Origin of the sequence: Mariniphaga sediminis, from assembly GCF_003573545.1 — a bacterium.
GTDB classification, from domain to species: domain Bacteria; phylum Bacteroidota; class Bacteroidia; order Bacteroidales; family Prolixibacteraceae; genus Mariniphaga; species Mariniphaga sediminis.
Genome location: NZ_QWET01000035.1, coordinates 1 through 20,124 on the forward strand (window position 1 = coordinate 1; position 20,124 = coordinate 20,124).

Consider the following 20,124-nt stretch of genomic DNA (forward strand, 5'->3'; position numbering starts at 1 on the left):
GTCAGGAATTGATAGAATAGGCCGGTTCACATATAAACATTTATGGCTAACACATCGGAGCGATGGCCTCGGTCGGTGAGCCGGAAAACAAGTGAGCACGGCGTTAAAAAATTACTGTTGTTTGAGGAGGTACGACGAGTTTCAGTAATTTTAGCCGGCAACACGTAGTTTTTCCGAGTGAAGCGAACGCAGCCTTGACTTTTCTGTTTACTATTTGCGTCAAGGCAAAGAGTAAAATCGGCCTGATAAGGCATAAAAATATTGATGGAAAATGTATCTGAAAACAGATTACTCCACCGGATTTTTCGGGTGAGCCAAAAGATGTATAAAAACTTGGGTCCACACACTCAAAGCACTGTAACCAATATAGAAAACCGGGCAAAGTATAGGTTGAACCTAATCCATTGCCCGGAATGTTTTTAATTTTAGAGACGGTTTAAAAATTAAGTTTTAAAAATTTTAATCGATATTTCAATGTTATTCTTTCAACTTTTGCCGGTTTTGAAGTTGATTATTTAAGTGGACTTAGGTGGACGGTTTCATCCCGGGAACGGGAGAAACAGGCTGAATATCAACTGGTCCCCAAGTGTATTCTTTTGGCCCAAGCTTTAAATCTGAGTTCATCATTTCTTCCCAAGTCACATCTTTTCCTGAATATGCCGATTCTCTTCCCATTATACCTGTAAGCGTTGAGTTGGCCAGTTCCTCCACCTGGTTGACAGGTTTCTTGGTACGAATAGCCGTTACGAAATTTATCATTTCCTGATCGTAAGACGAAATGGCCGTTCTGCCGGTTGGTTTACCGTCATGATCCAATGGATATTTGTATTCCCAAATCAAATTGTCGTTATAATCAAATATCTTGTTCTGACAGTTTGTATAGCCATCGGTTCCAAAAATTACATCGCCTATATTGTTGGTACATCCGTCCATTTCACGGCACATGCCCTGGTAGCGCTTTTGGTCATCAAAAATAAAATCGACACTGAAAAAATCATACATATCACCTGTTGGGCGGTGATAACGGCCACCAAAACCAGATGCTTTTACCGGATGTTTTTCAAAGAACCAGTTTAAACAATCAATATTATGAACAAGTAAGTTTACCACATTATCACCTGTAAGCCAGAGCCAATTTGCCCGGTTTCGTATCATCGCTTCCATATCGGTCCATCCTTCCTGCCTTGTAAAGTAACCGGCTCCTCCTCTGTTGTAATAGCAATTGGCCGAAATAAGTTCACCTATGGCACCGTTTTTAATCATGCTGAAAGTTTCGTTGTAATCAGCTTGATGCCTTCTTTGTGTTCCTGTAACGACTGTCAGGCCTGCTGCTTCTGCCATTTTTCCGGAAGCAATTACGGATCGGACTCCAACCGGATCTACTGCAGCGGGTTTTTCAATAAAACAGTGTTTTCTTGCCTGTACCGCAGCCTCGAAGTGCCTGGGGCGGAAATGCGTTGCCGAAGCTTCAATGATTACATCTACCCCGGATTCGATTAAACGTTTGTATGCATCAAATCCAACGAAGCAATTTTTGTCGGAAATTTCAACCTGATGGCTTTTTTTTATCGTTTCCCTGCACCTGTCAATACGATCCTGAAAAACATCGGCAAGAGCTGTTATTTGCAGGTTCGGGCCTGCATTAAGAAAATTAACTGCAGCGCCTGTTCCCCTGCCCCCGCAGCCAATCAGTCCGGCTTTTAACACGGGCCCGTCAGGGGCTGTTTCAGGAAAAACAGGCGGCGCGTATTCTGATTTTTGTGTTTTGCAGGAAGAAAGCACATAGCCTGCACCTATTGCACCCATTAAGCCTAAAGCCGCAGCATTACCAATAAATTGACGTCTGTCTGATTGTTTTATTTTTTTCTCCATCGCGGTTAAAATTAGATTAAATGATTATCTGTATTTTATTCTATGTATTTCAAAAATTCTTTAAACATTGTTTCTGCTGAATTTTCTTTCACAATATGCAATTGGCTGCTGGCGTTTTTTTCATGCCAGGCAGTTTTTATAAATTCAATATCACTGTTTTTAATATCCGCATCAATACATTTTTTTTCTCCATCCCTTATATTGATTAAGTTAAGTTTTGCGGGCGACAGTATCGCCGCCAGATCTGGCAGATCATAGGCGGTTAATGCTCCGGCAACAAAACTGTTTGTAAGGGTTGTATTATAAAATTTGTTTTCGATAATTGTCTGATATGAGATGAGGGGGTCAATGAGTGTAACAGAGCTTATTGATTTGTCAAAGGCAGCGGCATGTAATAGCGTGGGACCCAGTTCATCAAATGCAACTGCACCCAATTTTTCCGGATCAACATCCGGTCTTTGCTTTAAAAAATTAACAACCCTGTTCACATCGCCTGCCTGAATTCCAACAATACTGCGGCCTATCAATAACGCAAGATAGTTTGTTCCGTAATTATCATCTTTAACTTCACCGATGCCTGATACATCAGGAGCTGCCACAAGATAGCCTTTTTTTACCAGTTCTTCAATTCTGCCTCCTGTTGCTGCATCTGTAATTTTCCCTTTAGGGTGAAGGTAGATAATACTTGAAAAATTGTTCCCTGTTTCCGGAATAAACAGCAACAGTGGAATAATGCATTCCCCTTCGCCATGTAAAGCATACATTTCAACCGAATATCCCTCTCGTTGGTATCTGCCCCGAAAAACAGATTGAATATTTTCATCCGGCGGGCGATAACCTGAAAGCTTTTTGGCTTCCTGCTGTACTTTGTTTAAATGGATAGCGATATTTTTCCTTGCATCCTGCAAGCTTTCGATTTGTTTTTGTGCCTCCTTTTTATTGAGGTCAAATACTGTTTGCGCCTTTTCAATGGAAGAAGCGACATTTCCGGTGCGTGTTACCATTAATTCTTCGGGAGCCAATATGGCCACATTTTCATCACCAGGATTCCCTGTCAGGTTAAGGTTCTTCTGAAAAAAATCATATATCCCTTCCCTTAATTTCTCAGTATAACCATGTCCAAAATCATCTTCTACCATCCCGATATTTTCCTCTTTCCCAAATGTTTTATAGGCCTTGGAAATTTCTGCATAAGCTTCGCGTGCACCCTGAATACTGAAAAAATCCCTTGTGCCGGCACAAATCAGAGCAGGATTTGGCGCCCTGACTTCAAGTAAATCGGCATGAGTCAAACCATTCATAATGCCGTGGTAGAAATTCTGTTCTGCATCTTGTGGTCCAATAGATTCGAGTAATCGCCTGAATCCTGTGATATAATTTACAGGCGCTCCTGCTTTTACCCGGTCGTCGAATGCAAAAATATAAGCTGCTTGTGTACCCCCTCCGGATTGGCCCGTTACTCCAATTCTTTCCGAATCAACTTCTTTGCGGGTCAGCAGGTAATCTACTGCCCTTATCCCATCCCAGATAAAGTATCTGGCCAGCGAGACTCCGGAGAGCAGGGTTTTATTCCCCAGATAGTTATGTTCGAGCGTTGTAGGGCCTATAGCCGAGGCATTTTTCTCCGGGTCGAAAAGTTGAACCCTTTCGCCCTGGCTTATGGGGTCGATGGCAAAAACAATAAAGCCTTTTTTTACCAGGTTCAGAATCATAAACTGATATGATTCATGCCTGAATGAGTTTTGTGCATGTCCGCTGGTAAAAAGGATAGCAGGTTTTTTACCGTTACCGTCGGGAAGGAATAGGCTGCCAGTTACATAAAAACCAGGCATAGATTCGTAAATTACGTTATCAATTTTGTACCCTTCCTTTTTAATTGTTCCTGTAATCTGTGGGTTTAAAGGGGTTTTTTCCGGAAAAGGCCCCACTGTTTTTATCAGAGTCTCTTTTACCTTTTTTTGCCTGCTCTGCCAATCTGCTTTTGTTTGTAGTGCTGCAATCTCTTTGTCCCTGATATCAAGGTAGGTAAATGCCTGTTTGTTTAAGTGGCGCATCAGCATGTTCTCGCCATCCGACCATGCTCTCCACCGTTCGAATACATTGAGGTTTTCTTCCTGAGCAAAGGCCGTGTTAATTTTTAAAAGGATGATTGCGATAAACAGGATAGTCCGGGGAATCGTTAAAGCCTGAGATTTTTTCATAGGATTTATATTTTATGATGTGTTACTTCAGCCATCTGTCAAACCAATTAAAGGCTTCGGATTGCATTTCTCTTCCAAATTTGTGTCCTCCCGGGTAGAAAGAGCACTTGTAATGTTCGGGTGCTTTCGCTTTTTTATAAACTTCCTGAAGAACCTTATCTGCCTCCTTCATTCCGGGAAGTGTAAACAGTCCATCCTGCTCCGCATTTAGCACCAGCGCTGGCGAGGGAGCGTTCATGCCCAGAATCTCGGGAAAATCCAGTTCTTCCGGAAGTACCGGAACAAAACTCATCCAGGTATGAGTGTACGATTTATTGAGCATAAAATCTTCCCAGGTAGTCATGAGGCCAACACAAACTGAACATTTGATTCTTGAATCCAGGCCACCGATAAATACGGTTCTCATTCCTCCCCCGGAGAGGCCCCCGCAGCCAATTTTATCTGCATCTACATCATCCCGTGAGCACAGAATATCAAGTGCTTTCAAATCTTCGGCCACCCAAACACCCGGCCAGGTTGTTCCGGCACAAAAAAGTGATTTGGCCATAACATCTTCATGCTTTGCCGCCCAATCATTATAAGCTTCTATGTTGTCTATATTTTCAGGATCATTATCATTTAGTCCCTTCCTTAAATGTTCGGGAACATCTTGCAACATTACACGGCGACTGGCAAATGGGAAAGCATCGGGTACCATAACCACGTAGCCCCTTCGGGCAATTTCGTTAGCCCATGCAAAGCCGTCATAATAGTTTTGCTGCGAATTTACTACATGTGGATGCTGCGAATCGCTTGTCCTGGTGATTTTCCGTTTGCCAAAATATTTATCCGCTCCATGATGATGAAAAGCCAGAATCCCGGGCAAAGGTTCTTTTGTATTGGCGGGTTTTAGAACAATGGCTTCTGTTGGCTTTCCGTACGGTAATTGCCAGCTGATTTCCTCTATCTGTAAACCATCGTAAAGGTATTTTTTGTGAACGGTTACTTTAGGTGTTCCTCCCAAATCAGGCATAGCGATTCTTTCCAAAACCTGTTCTTTTGCTTTCTTTCTCCATGCTTCAATATCCGTCCATTCCTTTTTTCTGAATGAGAGGGAAGGGAGTTTGGTTTTTGTTGATTTGGAAGCCCATTGGCCATAAGCGCCAATAAGGTTGGTATTTTCATTGGCTTTTAATGAACCAGCCTTGAGCGTGATAAGTGGTTCAGCCAAACCGGAAGCAGAAGCGCTCTTCAGGGCAAGCCCGCAAAGACCGGCAGAAGTGACATGGATAAATTTTCTTCTTGAGTAGTGCCAGTCATTAAGTTTTCTGTTTGGATCATTTTCTTTTTCCATCATCTGACATTTAATTTAGGTCATTAAATCAAGTTTGTTGTTCCTCCCTGCTGAATATTAATATCCATTCCCCGCTTGTTCGTTCTCCATGCACCGCAGGTGAAGTCAGGTATTTTTACCGTTTCCCCCTGGCGGGCAACTGACCATTCACTCAATGGTGTAATGGCACTCCAAAGGGCCGCATCATACACGTCCATTTCAAGTGGTAATCCGTTTCGAAGGCAGTCAATCAATCGCCAGTCGCTAGCCGTTACACGTTCATACCCTCTGCTTCCATGACTGCCGCCAGCCTGGTTACGTTTTTCATTAAACTTTTTGGTAATCTCCGGCGTGTATTTCTCTTTTAGGGAATTGAATTCCTCTTCAGGGAGCCATTCTTCGGAGGTCGCAATCCTATCGGGTCGTGCCCTGTATATGCCTTTGTTTCCACTGATTAAATCGAAGCGGTGACCAGGGCGTGGTGAACTAATGTCGTGCTGGAGCATAATGGTTCGTCCTTTGTGGGTTCGTATTATTGTCGTGTTTATATTACCCCTAAGATTCAATCCAACATAAGGTTTGTAGTAGTCATCGATTTCAGCCATTTCTTTCATTTTATGGCCCATGGTAAAATCGTTACTTGAGATTGAAACCAAATATTCCATTTTGTCACCATAGTTAATATCCATCATTTGAGAAACAGGCCCCAAGCCATGCGCGGGATAAAGATTTCCGTTTCTGTTTACATTTTCCTGCAGACGCCAGGGGCGATAACCAAACCAGTTATTGTTACTTTTATCTCTTTCCCATCTTAATTTGTTATCAGAAACCCTGTCGTGGATATAATGGCCTTCGCCATGAATGATTTCTCCAAAGAACCCCTGTCGGACCATATTTAAAATGACAGCGGCCATTCCATCGTGGGCAGAGCCACAACCCATAAAACAGTGTCTCCTGGTATTCTCCGAAGTTTCAACTACTTGCCAGCATTCTTCAAGTGTTACTCCAACAGGTAGTTCTGTATAAACATGTTTCCCGTGCTCCATGGCATAAATAGCGATAGGTGCATGTAGTTGCCAGGGAGTGGCAATATAGATGAGGTCAATGTCTTCCCGTTCGCACACCTCCTTCCATAAGTCTGGACTACCGGAATATGACATTGGTTTTTGAGCGGGGAATTCATTCTTTAGGAGTTTTATAACGGAATCTACCCTGTCAGGAATTAAATCACACAGCGCTTTAATCTCAACACCTTCAATGCTGGATAAGCGGACAACAGTTCCTGAACCTCGGCTCCCAACTCCTATAAAGCCTACTCTTACTTTATCCAGTTTGGGAGCACTATATCCGTGCATGTTGAATTTTTGTACATGATTTTTTGAGAAAGGTGAGTTGGTGCCTGCCTGGCTGGGTTTTACCATCATTCCTGCAGTTGCAAACCCTGCAACTTTCAGGAAATTTTTGCGATTCAGTTTCATGCTATAGATTTTAATGATTGTTGAAAAGATTATTCTAGATATTAAAGATTTTTTTGGCTGTATCCCTGTACAGGGCTTTTAATGTTGCTTCGGGCAAATCAAGGCCATAATATCTCCACCCAACCCGGCCAGGTATGTATTCATCATCAGTTTCCAGCAGGCGCCAATGAATTTGGTACATGCTTTTTAGCCTGCCCATGTCTGTTCCAAAAACTATACGGTCTTTGTATACATTTAGAAATTTAGCTGATGAGCGGGGTGTGCGGCCCAGTTCATAATCGCGGGCTGAAGTGTCGAGATAAAGGTTAGGATATTTTTGCATTGCCTGTTCTAATGTACCCAGGTCATGTCCCTGGTTTCCCAGGTGGCACGCGATGAAAATGGTATTAGGATGTCTTTCAAGTACTTTGTTCCTTTTTTCAATCATTTCATCGAACGATGGTACATTCCTGTTATACTGGCTGAAGTGCTGGTAATCTGGTGTGCGTTCCTGAAAGACATCCAAAGGAGTCCAGGCTGAAGGATGATCCGCGACATGGAGGCTGACGGGCATCTTCAATTCGGCACATTTTTCCCAAAAAGCATCTAACCTCTCATCATCAACATGTAATCTTTTATTCGGTGGAATACTTGTATCTTTTGTAAAACCAGGGCCCTTGTCGTGAATTTCCCCGACGCCGCATGCTCCCATCTCATGGCATCGTTCCAGCTGTTCAACAACCCGTTTAGGATAATCGTTTTTTTCAAAATTAGTAAAGTCCACTCCACAGTATAATTCAAACCTACCGGGATAAGCTTTTTTGAATATCTTAACCAACTTGGCAAAATCATCTCCAATGGCTGGATGAGTTAAAACTACAGAAGTTTCAATACCAACCTCATCCATTGTTTTTACCCAGTCAGCAATGTCTGCCGGTGTTTTGGCAACAACGTGCACATGACTGTCAATGGCCGGATATTTGGCTTTGGGGACAAAAGTTTCTTGCGTTATTACCAAAGAATTTGGCGCCCAGTCCTTAAGCAGGATTTTGTCCATGGGGCCTGGCTGAGAGGACACCCCGGGACCTCCCCAGTCGCCATATTTAATTTTTCTCCAATGGGGATCGTTTTGCCAGTTGGGTTGTGCCGGGATGCTGGATCCAGTTACCGGAGTGGAGGGTTCCGCGCTTAAATTTATGCTGCCGGTTGTAATCCCGGCAGTTAATCCCAAAACGCTTTTTACTATAAAATCCCTTCTTTTTGTCATTTTAAACAGGTTTTAAAATTGTTTGAAAAAATTATGGCCAGATATGTAGAAGGTACTAATACTTTTTTATAAAATCATCTAAATAAGCATTCATATATTGAAAACTAATGTAAAATGATAATCTCTGGATGCTCCTTAATCATCTTGTTCCCAAAGATATCTTTAGCTTCAACTTGAATTTGGTATAACCCAAATCCTCTTTCCTCTATTTTTCTGCTAAAAACACGGTCTGAGTTGTTTAGGTCTCCTTCCTCTCCATTATCGTATAATTCGATGTCAAAAGATTGTTCCGGATTTTCTTTTAAAGTGAGTTTAGCATTTGCAGATATAATTGGTCCTCCATCATAGAATTTTGCGCAAATAATATTGTCTCCCAATACTTTTACCCATTCCAGTTCTGGTGAGGTTGTATCGGTTCCCTCCACCTGGATTTCAACAACGCCACGTTTGATAATGTGATCCGGATAGTCAGGTAACCAGTATTCAGCAAAAAATCGTATCAGATGTCCCTCCGGAGAATCAGAACTTATTACAGGTATTGAGTATTTAGCAGATCCCCCCACGTGATCATAGCTACTCCAATTATCTGATTCTCTTAAATGTATTCCTCCCGGATTTACATATGGATCAGAGGAATGCAAAAGGGTTCTGTAATTTTGCCCTTCATCCTTTGCCAGGATAACAATTGACTCTCCCGGATTGGCTTTGCCATCTCCATTCCCTTTGCCTAAAAAAACAGAAACCGTATCGTCTCCGGCAGCAGCTACTTCAAATGTTTTTCCATCAGCAATTATAAAATCTTTTATTAGAGGTTCATCGATCATTATTGGCACATCAATGAAGTCGGTCCATTCATTCCCTTTCTCATCGTAAATAGTTAGTTTGAAACGTTCAATTTCCACCTCATTCTCTTTTATCCGAAAAGAAAAAGTACTGGATGATTGTTTAATTTTACCAGACTCGATTTTATCAAATACAGACTCTGCCTGCAAGATATCAACACTTTTCCTGGTGGCTTCTAATTTTGCTCTTACGTTGTTTCCTGCTTTTACTCCTTTATTTAAAAGGCGAACTGATAAATCCATCTTCTTGTTGTGCGTGACCCAATTATGATTTTCAATCTGATATGATGCCACAGTTAGATTCGGATCGTCATCTATTTTGTTAATTCCAATCTCTTGAATGCCTCCATCCAATTCTATTCTTAACTGGCCTTTGTTATCACTTTTTATAGAATTGATTTCCAATTCTTCTGTTAAAGGATTTAAATCATAAATCTGATAAAACTGATCTTTATTGTAAATAGGAGGAGTGGTTACACTCAGTTTTACAGAGGGCATTAATTCACCATCAGGTAGAAATGTTCGTACAGAACATTTGAAGCCCCTTCGGTCAACATTTTCAAGAATCGTGAACCCTGGGATATTTCTGTCAGAATTAACCTGGTAATCCCAGACAGTAAATGCAGGATAAACATCAATATGATTCCATTTTGCTGGTTTTGCCGGTGGGTTTTCAAAAGATTTCATCAAGAATTCAAACATCTCACTCAATCCTGCAGTAGAATGTCCTGCATCGTAAACTTTATATTCATAATTATCTATAACCTGTGTCCATATTTTATTCATGTCTTGGTGGTATGCCCTGATAAAGTCCTTATCCCCGTAATTCAGGCGTAAGTTTACCCCTCCGTAATTTTTGTACATATCCTGATGACGGTATTCTACCGGAAAATCATAGGGACCAACTACAAATTCGGTTGACCCACAAAAATTTCCTGCACATGAAACCAGGTGTGGATATTTTCCGCTTATCCAAAAAGTCATAAAGCCTCCCATTGATAAACCCGAAATAGCACGGTGGTTTCTGTCGGCAATAGTGCGGTATTTATTATCAATGTGGTTAACTAGCTCTGGAAAATAGAGGGGGAATTGGCGGTATGTTTCCACAGGACTAACATTATAGGGTCTCAAATAGTACTCTTCATTAGGCCGTCGGTTAAATCCATCAGCTTTTATAATAATAACATCATGCTGAGCAGCAAAATTGGCGATATTATCGCCCCCGTTACTTTCTCCTTCATCAGCCTGGAAATCCCGGATGCTACCAAAATAACGCTGCGACCAACCATGATAATAGTAAATTACCGGGTATCTTTTCTCAGAATTTTTCTCATATCCCTGAGGTAAAAAAACACGGTAATTTCGAATTTCCCCTAAAACATTGCTATAGTGACTTTGGTCGATAATTTTTGCATCTTGGGCATCCAGGGAAAAAAACGTAAAAAAAAGCAGGCAGCCATGCAATAAAGAAGTTTTTACGACAAACAATGATTTAAAAAAATTCATGATAAAATTATTAAAAGCTAAGAAAATCAAAATATTATCAGGGCAAGTTTGATTTGTGTAATTTCAAATTACCCTGATAATTATAGTTGAATATACGTTTTATTAGTTATAACCCGGATTTTGCTCTAACAAAGGATTCTTTTCAATTTCTTCCAGTGGTATAGGTGACCGGTAATGATGCTCTTCAAAATTGCAGGGTACATGTTGCAAAACGGTATAGGTTTTTTCCCCGGTTTCAGTATCCTTATTTATCGACATTCTGGTATGGTCAATGCTTAAAACCTCTTTGGCGATCTTCCAGCGGCGAACATCAAAAAAACGATGCTCTTCAAAAACCAGTTCTATACGACGCTCATTAACAAGTCTGTCCCAAAGTGCCTCTCCGCTCTCTGTAACAGGTGGCATTTCAACGCCAGGTCTGTTTCTGATTTTATTAATGTATTCCCTGCATACGTCTTCATCTCCCGTGTTATACATTGCTTCGGCATAGTTTAGTAATACTTCGGCATACCTAATATATATCCATGGGGCATTCGTGTTTCCGGAACCAATATCATCAACATCTTCGTCAATAAATTTTCTCATATTATATCCTGTTTCAGAAGCATTCCATGATGATATTGGAGATTCAAATGAATCGAGTCCTCCTGGTGTAAAAGTTTCGAGTGTCCTATCTTTAAACGGTGCTCCGTCGAACAAAATAGTGGCATAAAATCTTGGATCCCGGTCAACATATGGATTTTGTGGATCGTAGCCTGAATCCGGGTCATTAATTTTTTTCCCATTTGTCATTTCGTAATCATCCACAAGATTGTGAATTGGTGGAGCATGGCCATGTCCTAACCATCCGTTGGGGAAAAGCCTTCTTTCAAGATAAACCTGGGGTTCAATTATATGTATAAATTGCCTCGCCCAGATTATTTCAGGATGATAACCGGTTTTTTCGAGAAATATTCCTTCATAATCTGGATATAATTCATATAGATCCAGATCAATAACGGCTTTTGCAGCATCAGCCGCTGCCTGCCATCTGGACTGATCATTTGAAGGATTATTTAAGGGACTGGCATAATACAGCAGTGCACGGGCTTTAAGGGCCATTGCTGCACCTTTGGTTAGCCTGTACAGATTTTTTCCGTCGTAACTAAGAGGGAGCATATCAATGGCGTCATCCAATTCATCAAGAACGAATTCCATTACCTCGTCGTAGCTGTTTCTTGGAACCTGCCAGTCATCTAAAGTAAATGGTTTCGTAAATAAAGGTACACCACCAAAATGATTGATGAGTTGAAAATAGCTATATGCTCTAAGCATCTTTATCTCTCCGGTGTAGCGGGTCAGTAGCTCTTGATCCAGTTTTGAGTCTGCCACTTTGGACATGAATTCATTGCATTGCTTAATAGGGGTCCAGTAGCTCCTGTAATTTCTGCTGGATAACGATTGACCGGCGCCAGTCCATACATCCAGCGCATGCATATTATCAGGCCGAATATTTCCGGCAAGTATTGGGCCTAAGGTGGCTACATTTCCTTTTGAGTGAGCTTCGTCTACCAATGTTGCTAAGGGAAGAAGTCCTCCCATTTCCTGATATCCATGAGGTGTTAATCTATATGTGTAGTTGACAAATGCTTCGAGCAAAGCGGGATCTTCAAACACTGCTGCTTCCGTGAAGCTGTCCTTTGGTGTGATATCCAGAAAATTTTTATCACAGGAAACAAGGATAAACATTGAACTTATAAAAAGTACTGAAATCAATATCAGATTTTTCCTGTCAAATAAATGCCTATATATTTTTTTCATGATGCACTAATTTTAAAAGGTGAGCTGTACACCCAGATTATAAACTTTAGTTTGTGGATAAAAATGGGCCGAACCATAATATGTACCTGGATTTGCACCCTCCGGATCATAATTTTTAATTCCGGAAATTGTGAATAAATTGCTTCCACTCAAATAGACCCTCATTTTTTTGATTGCTATCTGAGAGGTCAGGCTTTGAGGCAAAACATAGGACAGTTCCAACGTTTTTAGTCTGAGGAATGAGGCATTTTTTACCCAAAAGTCGGATGTTAATCCACTTACTTCCATATCCGGATGCCATGTTGGTATCCAGGGATATTTCGAGTCCATACTACCGGGAGTATAGCGATTCTCAAGCAATTCTGCTGGTGCGTTTCTTACTGGTCTTGCAATATCATAGATCCACCACCATGCCCTGGCAACTCCTGAAAATTGGGCGTATAATGAAAAATCAGCGTAATTTACTGTGCCGTTAAAACCATAATTAATTTCAGGATGTATGGATTTATCCATTCTTATTCTGTCGTTAGCAGTTATTGTTTTATCTCCGTCATAATCAAAATATTGGAGATCCCCCACAATGGTTCCGGGAACTATAGGATTTGAATCAACTTCCTCTTGGGTCCGGAATATACCAATTGCACGATAATAAAGCCCCGCCCCTAAAATATGGCCTTGCATTTTTTGATGTTCGGGTACATCGGCTGCTTCAGAAACATCTACCACATTATTTTTGGCATAGGCAAAATTTCCTCCCAGGCTGTACGTAAAGCCTTTTCCAACAGATACTTTATTCCTGTAGTTTAGAGTAAGTTCGACGCCCTTGTTGTCGACAATGCCAATATTTTCAGCCGGCAAAATCAGTCCGGTATATTTAGGTATTTCAAGAGCTCTTGTGGTCAGGATATTCGATCTTCTTTGCTTAAAAACATCCACTGTGAGTTCAAGGGCTTGATCTAAAATCAATGCATCCAACCCTATATTTTGTACAGTGGCTACTTCCCAGGTGACATTTGGGTTGGGGGATACTCCTCCCCAAATTGCGGGATATGGTGTAACAGGTGTCCCCAAATAAACACCGGATGTTCTGAGATTATAGGATTGCAAAAACTGGAACGGATCAATAGCATCATTTCCCATTTCCCCATAAGATGCTCTCAGTTTTAAATTGTCAAAGAAACTATCACTCATAAAATTTTCTTCAGAAATTCTATAAGCAACTGAAATTCCCGGGAAAAATCCCCATCTGTTATCTTTGGGAAACCGGTATGAACCGTCATACCTGAAATTAAAATCAATCAAATATTTTTCCTGAAAATTATAACTTAAACGTCCCAAAAAGTTTCGTCGGGCATTTTCAGCAGAGTATCCGTCTGCTCTTTGATTGGCGTCAGCTCCGGCAAACAGTTCATCTATGGCTTGAGCCATGTAATCTCTTCTAAAGCCTGAAAATTCTTTGTATAAGCCTTTTGATTGTTCCACAGCCAAAAATGCATTTACATAATGGTCCTCAAATTGTCTTTCGTATTTAATTCTTAAGTTAATCAGGTTAGAGGAACTGTTACTGTATCTTTCCTCCAGGTTAGCAAGCGCATCAAAGCCTCCACGCATGGGAATGGCCTCCTGTGCCTCCTCGTCCCATGCATAATAAGTCCATGGTGTAGACCATATTGATCTATGGAAATGTTCATCGGTATAGAAGAAATATCCATCAACCCCTAGCCCTTCGACAAAGGGGACATTCAAATCAAATAAGAATTTGCTGGAAAATCTTTTTCCAATGTTATTATCATACCCGGAGCCACCTGTATTGTTAATCATTGGATGTTGTCCCTGATCACTTGGTAAACTGCTTGGATATCCTCCGGGATAATATACAGGAAGATTAGGGGGTGTTACGAACATCATTCCAATTGTTCTGTGCCGGGGAGTCGTTCTGTCTCCCAGGCTGGCATTAATATCAAGACTGAGGGTAAGATTGTCGTTTACCAGTGCATCAATATTTGATCTAACCGTGTAATTTTTAAAATCGTGGGTGCCATTTTTTATTATATCACCCTGGTGTTGATAGCTTCCTGACAATGAGTATCTAACGTTTTCGGTGCCTCCCCGTACATTGATATTTGATGAACTCTGTGTAGAGAAGTTTTTGAGTGTTTCTTTTGCCCAATTGGTATTTGGATAAAAAATAGGATCGCTTCCATCCCGATATTTTTGAATTTCTTCCGGGGTGTACAATGGGTCTCCTCCGGTTCTTTCCAGGTATTCATTAGCATATTCTGCCAAAGTAGCAGCATCAGCCATTTCAGGTATTCTGGTAGGTTGGGTTATTCCCTGATTATAAGTAAAATTAAAAGTTGGTTTTCCTGTAGTTCCCCTTTTGGTTGTTATAAGAATAACTCCATTTGCAGCCTGTACACCATATATAGAAGCTGAAGCATCCTTTAATACAGATATTGATTCAATATCATTTGAGCTTATTCTTTGCCAATCCGGTTCAGGTACTCCGTCAACAAGAACAAGAGGACTATTATGTCCTGTTGTGCTTTGTCCCCTCACTAAAATAGTTGAAAGGTCATCACCCGGATCACCTGTTCGTTGCATTGAAACTAATCCTGGTATTAATCCCTGAATAGTATTACCCACTGTTATAGCAGGAGACTTTACTAATTTCTCCTCATCTATTTGTGAGACAGAACCCGTTAAAGTTGCCTTTTGTTGAACTCCATATCCCACGGCCACCACTTCTTCAAGTCCAATGGCATCAATTTCCATCGTGACATTTATAACTGTTTGGTTGCCAGTGTTTATCTCCTGTTTTCTCATTCCCACAAAGGAAAATACCAGTGTTGTATTTTCCGGAATATTGGCTATGGAATATTCTCCGTCAACATTGGTCACCGTTCCCTGAGTGGTCCCTTTTACCACTACTGTTACACCGGGCAGTGGCTGTCCATCAGAGTCGGTTACTTTTCCTGAAACGGTTTTTTGTTGCTGCGATACTTCAATTTTTTCTGAAAGCATTTCTGGTGTGGTTAACACAATAATGCGGTCACGTATAGAATAATCAACGTTCGTACCTTCAAATATCAATTTCAAGGCCGGGTCTATTTTTTGGTTTACAAGGGTTATGTTAATCTTTCGTTTTATATCGATAAGATTTTCGCTATACAAAAAATAAAATTCACTTTGTTTTTCAATACTGCTTAAGACCTCCTTAATTGTGGCTTCACGCATATTTAAGTTAAGCATCTTGCTTTGCGAATAGCTTTTATTGGCTAATACTCCAAACACCGAAACCAATAATAGAAAAACAGTTAGTTTCATTACTTTTAATAGTTTAATTAGTCCGGAAAATTTCCAATTCCGGTCAAAACAGGATTTTTTTTTCATATTTTTGTATTGTTAAAGTTAAAAATGTCCCTGTAAAGTGAAGCGTACAGGGTAGTTTTTACAATCTCCAGGGAGATGTTGGTAGCATTTCCCTGTTGTTTTTAATAAATGAATTTGTTCATAGGCAATCTAGTTTTAATTCAATTTGGTTTGACTCTGTTTATTTCTCTCAATTAGTATTCTCTGTTTTGAAAATGTTCCGTCAGGATTCTTAATGCGTGGCAATGCCCGGTAGTTAATGGGTGTTGCTACCGACAATAATTCAAGTATTTGAAAAAGGGGCTCATCAACAAAGGTTACTGTATATTTGTATTCTTTCACCCCTTTATCTACCTGTATTTCAACATTGAACATCCGGCTTAGCTTTTTGGCAACCTGGTCTATCGATTCATTCTCGAAAACCAGCTTGCCATCTTTCCAGGCAATGTACTTCTCAACTTGCTCCAGGCTTGATCTTACAACGCCAGTATTCTTTTCGTATTCTACATGCTGACTGGGAATCAGTTCTTTTATCGTTTCAATATTCCCGTTATTTTTCGTTTTCTCTACTATCACTTTTCCTTTTATAAGTGTAGTCGAAATGCAATTACTTTCAGAATATGCATTTACATTAAATACTGTCCCCAATGCTCTAATATTAATACGTCCTGTATTCACCACAAAAGGTTTATCAGGATTGTGAGCCACTTCAAAATAACCTTCTCCGGTTAAAGCTACACCACGGGACTCTCCCAAAAAATTCTGCGGGTATTTTAGCCGGCTACCATAATTAAGATGAACCACTGATCCATCTGACAGTTCAACAACCGTTCGTGAACCAACAGGTGCAATCACTTCCAAAGAATCTATTGTTACGGTTGTAATTTGATTTGTTAACCTGTTATTTTCCGAAATTGTATAAAGCAAGTAAGCCAAAACCGGAATTAGAATGACAGCTGCGGCTTTCGATATCCAATGAAGCAAACGGTTATTTTTTATTTGAACCGTACGGGGTTCTTCAATATTCAACTTGTGGTGAATTTTATCCAGGAGGCTATCCAGTTTTTCGTCTGAAACAACGTCGTCTTCTTTAAAATGCTGCCAATCAATCTCTCCAAGCTTTTTGCTTTCACTAAAAAAAGACTGTTGTTGCATCCATAAAATTATCTCTTCAACTTCCTGTGAGGTACAACGGTTGTTTAAATATTTTTCCAATAATTCTTTTGTCATTTTTCTTTTCTAAATGGGACTTCACTCATAGTGAAGTCCCAAAAGCTAACCAAACTAAACTATCAAATTAATGATATCTTTTACTAGTTATACAACAAGGAAAACAAAAGGGACTAATATAAAAATGATTTTTTTTACTACAGGAATAAGCAGACAAACAATTGGCTAATTAACAGCCCATTATCAATCTTGCCTTTCAAAAAAGAAAGTGTAGTTACCAGGTGGTTTTTTACCGTATTCGTTGAAATACCTAACTTTTCTGCTATTTCTTTATGATTCAGTCCCTCTTCGCGGCTTAAGTGAAAAATCTCTTTTTGACGGGGCGATAACTCATTTAACAAGTTCTGAAACTTATGTTTTAATTCTTTATAATGAATTTCATCGGTAAGTTCGTAGGTCTCATCAACGTATTGAAGTGATTTTATGTGTTCTATATATTTTTGTTCAGTTGCCTTTCTTTTAAGAAGGTTTACCGTTGCGTTGTGGGCTATGGTGAAGAGAAAAGACTCAAAAGAGGAATAAATATTAATATTATCGCGGCTTTTCCAAATTTTTAAAAACACCTCCTGAACAATTTCTTCGGTATCTGTATCCTGCTTTACATAACGAAAAACAAAGCCATATAATCTCCTGGAATATTTTTTATAGATGACATCAAACGCCGTCATGTCTCCTTTTTTCAGGAGTTTTACAAGTTCAGTATTTGAATTACTCATCTTCAAAAACTAGTTAAATAGTTGAAGTAACAAAAGTATGAAATTAAATCAAATCGTGAATAGGAAAGAACTTTCTATGACCTGTTTGGTAGAGGGGATACAAACAATCAACAAAGGAACTCATTGCCTATTTGGAAATTGAGTGTTGAGTATTCTACATCGGAAATTCCTAACATGAAAAGCAATATTTTAATTGTGTTTTCTTATCCCTTTGTGCTTTCTTTATTTATTGTCTGTGGCTATTTTATTTAACCACAGAGGGCGCATAGAAGACACAGAGAGCCGCAAAGTAGTTTTATCAACCCAAGTGTTTCGTCTGGATTGAACATGGGATATTTTTAACACCAACCCCTTAATCACCATTGGATTTGACCTGTCCTGGCCAGATGCTGCTGCCACGGATGCAAACGAACTGGCCGATCTGCTGGCCGAAGCAAACGGCGACAAAGCTGATCCCAACGAATCGAAGATCATCCGCGACAAGGCCTACACGCACCTGAAGGTGCTGGTGGATGAAATCCGGGAAGCTGGGAAATATGTATTCCGAAACGATAAAAACCGGCTAAAAGGTTACTCTAGTGACTATTGGAAAAAGCAAAACCGGAGCAAAAAAGAAGAAACTGACGAAGTAGCGGATTAATTTTGTAATCCTGCTGCAACTTTGGGCGTCCTGTTACCTTGCAGGGCGCCCTGTTTGCTTTAAACCATTCCTGTCGCAATTTTATGATTTTCTGTCGCACTGAAATTCAAAAAAAAGGAACAGGAGAACAAAAAATGCTGCAGAAATCACAAAAAAAACAACAGGGAAATAAAAAAAGCTACAGAAATCGGAAAAATCGCTACTGGAAGTCAAAAAAGCTTACAGGAGAGTAAAAAAATGAAGCAGGACTTGTCCTTTCCTGGAATCGCTTGACAGATTTAACTTTTGTTTCTGATAGGTGCAAATTATTTGTTGTATTGCGTTGATTTGAATTACAAGAAGCATTTTAGTTCATTTTGCTCAACATGTATTTTATGGGCCAGTTGCTCCCAGCGGCCTATCTCTTTATAAATATTTTCGCAGTACAGGCTCTCCCTTCCAGCCATGACTGCATACTTAACGGCTGTTTCAGGGCATTCACCATTTAATACCGCTGTAAGAAATGCCGCCACTGCCGTGTCTCCTGCCCCGGTAGCGTTAATCCCCTTTGATTTATCTACCTTGTAGGCGCCACACAGTATTTCACGGTTGTTCCATTTGTCTTGTTCCAAAGCAATGCCTGCCTTTTTGTTTAAGGAAGAGATATCCCCTGACAAAAGCAAGGCCCCCCGGTGCCCCATTTTTACCAGCAGGATTTTTACCCCCAAGCCGATAATCCTCTGCCCAACCTGTTTTACCAGGTCAAGGGGGATTTTGTCCACAATCTCTGTGTCCCCGGGCAATGATTGTATTTTTGCATACGCTTCCGGGACCATCGTTTGAATGAGTTCTTCCAGGCTCGGGACAAATATATCCACATGGGGGAGCGTTCTTTCCAGTACCTCCGGCCAGTTGACTGTCCCTGATTCGCTTTCGGGGTCGGGAAGACTGAAGTCAAGGGAGGTAACAACGCCCATTTTCTGAACTTCCCCGTACATTTGCTGCAGCTGCTGCCCGTTATTCAGGTAAAACTCCCGCAACAGCGGCGGATAGCCAAAATGGAAAAGCCTCGATTTTTGTATGGCTTCAAAGTCGATGTGCTCCATACCAAAAACCCGGTTACAGCCTGGTGATTCCAAAAATATACGGTCCACCCCGGGAGGGGCCAGTACAATACTGAAAGCAGTACCTGCTCCTCCTGTTTTTATCATGTTGAAGGAAACCCCGGCACGGGTTAACCCCTGCGCTGCTATTTCGCCAATAAAATCCTCGCCAATCAGCCCATTTAAAAATACCTTCTTCCCAAACTTTTTCATGGCCAGCCCGGTATTGGGCGGTACACCTCCCAATACAAAATCCATCCCCCCGATTTCAATGAGCTTTCCGGGCTTAAAAAAAACGGAGGTGCTGGTTACCGGAGAATTTTTTCTGAACCCCGGGACTAAATCAACACAGGTGTAACCGACAATCACGGCGTCGTACTGTTTTTCCATACCAGCTATTTATACAACTTCGATGTTTTTTAAATAACAATAGTCTTTCAGGGGCCCGGTGTGGTCGCCATAGGCAATAATATAATGCTGCCCCGATATTTTCTGTGCAAAATCATCTACCGGCACATCCAGGTGGATATCCAGGCTGGGCAATTGGGGCGCCGGGTAATCCCAGCCGGCCTCTTCCCAGGCTTTTAGTTTTCCTTCGCCGGTGCAGATGTGCATGCTGTACCGGTTACCGGTGTTGGACAACCTGGCCAACGTAAGCCTGCCGGTCTTCATGGTTGAGATGTTCAGCAGGCCGCCGCCGATATTTCCGAATGCGGCCGGTTTTACCTTTATTTTTCCTTCCACTACTTCCGCCGGGACATAATCGGGGACCCCCATCAAAACACTGTTCTCAAAAAACTCATAAAACTCAAGATAGGCAGCACTCT

General features: G+C 40.8%; 12 protein-coding genes. All 12 read right to left on the reverse strand.

Annotated elements, in window-relative coordinates:
* Positions 1-525 precede the first annotated feature (525 nt).
* Entirely contained in the window at positions 526-1,872 is a 1,347-nt protein-coding gene (locus D1164_RS22885; protein WP_119352241.1) for a Gfo/Idh/MocA family protein, read from the reverse strand.
* Positions 1,873-1,907: 35 nt separating this feature from the next.
* Positions 1,908-4,073, reverse strand: a complete 2,166-nt coding sequence (locus tag D1164_RS22890; RefSeq protein WP_119352242.1) for an alpha/beta hydrolase family protein — start codon at positions 4,071-4,073, stop codon at positions 1,908-1,910.
* A gap of 22 nt (positions 4,074-4,095) precedes the next feature.
* Positions 4,096-5,409 carry an alpha/beta hydrolase family protein gene (locus D1164_RS22895; protein WP_206611097.1) on the reverse strand — a complete coding sequence of 438 codons (1,314 nt, stop codon included), beginning with the start codon at positions 5,407-5,409 and terminating at the stop codon, positions 4,096-4,098.
* 20 nt (positions 5,410-5,429) lie between these two features.
* Positions 5,430-6,863: a Gfo/Idh/MocA family protein gene (locus D1164_RS22900; RefSeq protein ID WP_119352243.1), complete on the reverse strand. Its 1,434-nt coding sequence runs from the start codon at positions 6,861-6,863 to the stop codon at positions 5,430-5,432.
* A gap of 34 nt (positions 6,864-6,897) precedes the next feature.
* On the reverse strand, positions 6,898-8,109 hold the full coding sequence (locus D1164_RS22905) for an amidohydrolase family protein (RefSeq protein WP_119352244.1): 1,212 nt from the start codon (positions 8,107-8,109) through the stop codon (positions 6,898-6,900).
* 104 nt (positions 8,110-8,213) lie between these two features.
* Entirely contained in the window at positions 8,214-10,457 is a 2,244-nt protein-coding gene (locus tag D1164_RS22910; RefSeq protein ID WP_119352245.1) for an alpha/beta hydrolase-fold protein, read from the reverse strand.
* A gap of 102 nt (positions 10,458-10,559) precedes the next feature.
* Positions 10,560-12,257: a RagB/SusD family nutrient uptake outer membrane protein gene (locus D1164_RS22915; RefSeq protein ID WP_119352246.1), complete on the reverse strand. Its 1,698-nt coding sequence runs from the start codon at positions 12,255-12,257 to the stop codon at positions 10,560-10,562.
* Positions 12,258-12,269: 12 nt separating this feature from the next.
* Positions 12,270-15,584 (reverse strand): TonB-dependent receptor, encoded by a 3,315-nt coding sequence (locus tag D1164_RS22920; protein WP_172594604.1) that lies wholly within the window; start codon positions 15,582-15,584, stop codon positions 12,270-12,272.
* A gap of 201 nt (positions 15,585-15,785) precedes the next feature.
* The gene (locus D1164_RS22925) at positions 15,786-16,859 is read right to left on the reverse strand and encodes a FecR family protein (RefSeq protein ID WP_119352248.1); all 1,074 of its coding nucleotides are present in this window, start codon (positions 16,857-16,859) and stop codon (positions 15,786-15,788) included.
* Positions 16,860-16,996: 137 nt separating this feature from the next.
* On the reverse strand, positions 16,997-17,575 hold the full coding sequence (locus D1164_RS22930) for an RNA polymerase sigma factor (RefSeq protein ID WP_119352249.1): 579 nt from the start codon (positions 17,573-17,575) through the stop codon (positions 16,997-16,999).
* Between the two features lie 972 nt (positions 17,576-18,547).
* Positions 18,548-19,687: a carbohydrate kinase family protein gene (locus D1164_RS22940; RefSeq protein ID WP_119352251.1), complete on the reverse strand. Its 1,140-nt coding sequence runs from the start codon at positions 19,685-19,687 to the stop codon at positions 18,548-18,550.
* A gap of 9 nt (positions 19,688-19,696) precedes the next feature.
* On the reverse strand, positions 19,697-20,124 hold a 428-nt coding region (locus tag D1164_RS23880; protein ID WP_172594605.1), incomplete at its 5' end, for a hypothetical protein.

Bases quoted from the DNA above. Each gene is read 5' to 3' on its own strand.
- D1164_RS22900 (WP_119352243.1), bottom strand. From the start codon at position 6,863: ATGAAACTGAATCGCAAAAATTTCCTGAAAGTTGCAGGGTTTGCAACT.
- D1164_RS22920 (WP_172594604.1), bottom strand. From the start codon at position 15,584: ATGAAACTAACTGTTTTTCTATTATTGGTTTCGGTGTTTGGAGTATTA.
- D1164_RS22890 (WP_119352242.1), bottom strand. From the start codon at position 4,073: ATGAAAAAATCTCAGGCTTTAACGATTCCCCGGACTATCCTGTTTATC.
- D1164_RS22910 (WP_119352245.1), bottom strand. From the start codon at position 10,457: ATGAATTTTTTTAAATCATTGTTTGTCGTAAAAACTTCTTTATTGCAT.
- D1164_RS22885 (WP_119352241.1), bottom strand. From the start codon at position 1,872: ATGGAGAAAAAAATAAAACAATCAGACAGACGTCAATTTATTGGTAAT.
- D1164_RS22895 (WP_206611097.1), bottom strand. From the start codon at position 5,409: ATGATGGAAAAAGAAAATGATCCAAACAGAAAACTTAATGACTGGCAC.
- D1164_RS22940 (WP_119352251.1), bottom strand. From the start codon at position 19,687: ATGGAAAAACAGTACGACGCCGTGATTGTCGGTTACACCTGTGTTGAT.
- D1164_RS22915 (WP_119352246.1), bottom strand. From the start codon at position 12,257: ATGAAAAAAATATATAGGCATTTATTTGACAGGAAAAATCTGATATTG.
- D1164_RS22930 (WP_119352249.1), bottom strand. From the start codon at position 17,575: ATGAGTAATTCAAATACTGAACTTGTAAAACTCCTGAAAAAAGGAGAC.
- D1164_RS22905 (WP_119352244.1), bottom strand. From the start codon at position 8,109: ATGACAAAAAGAAGGGATTTTATAGTAAAAAGCGTTTTGGGATTAACT.
- D1164_RS22925 (WP_119352248.1), bottom strand. From the start codon at position 16,859: ATGACAAAAGAATTATTGGAAAAATATTTAAACAACCGTTGTACCTCA.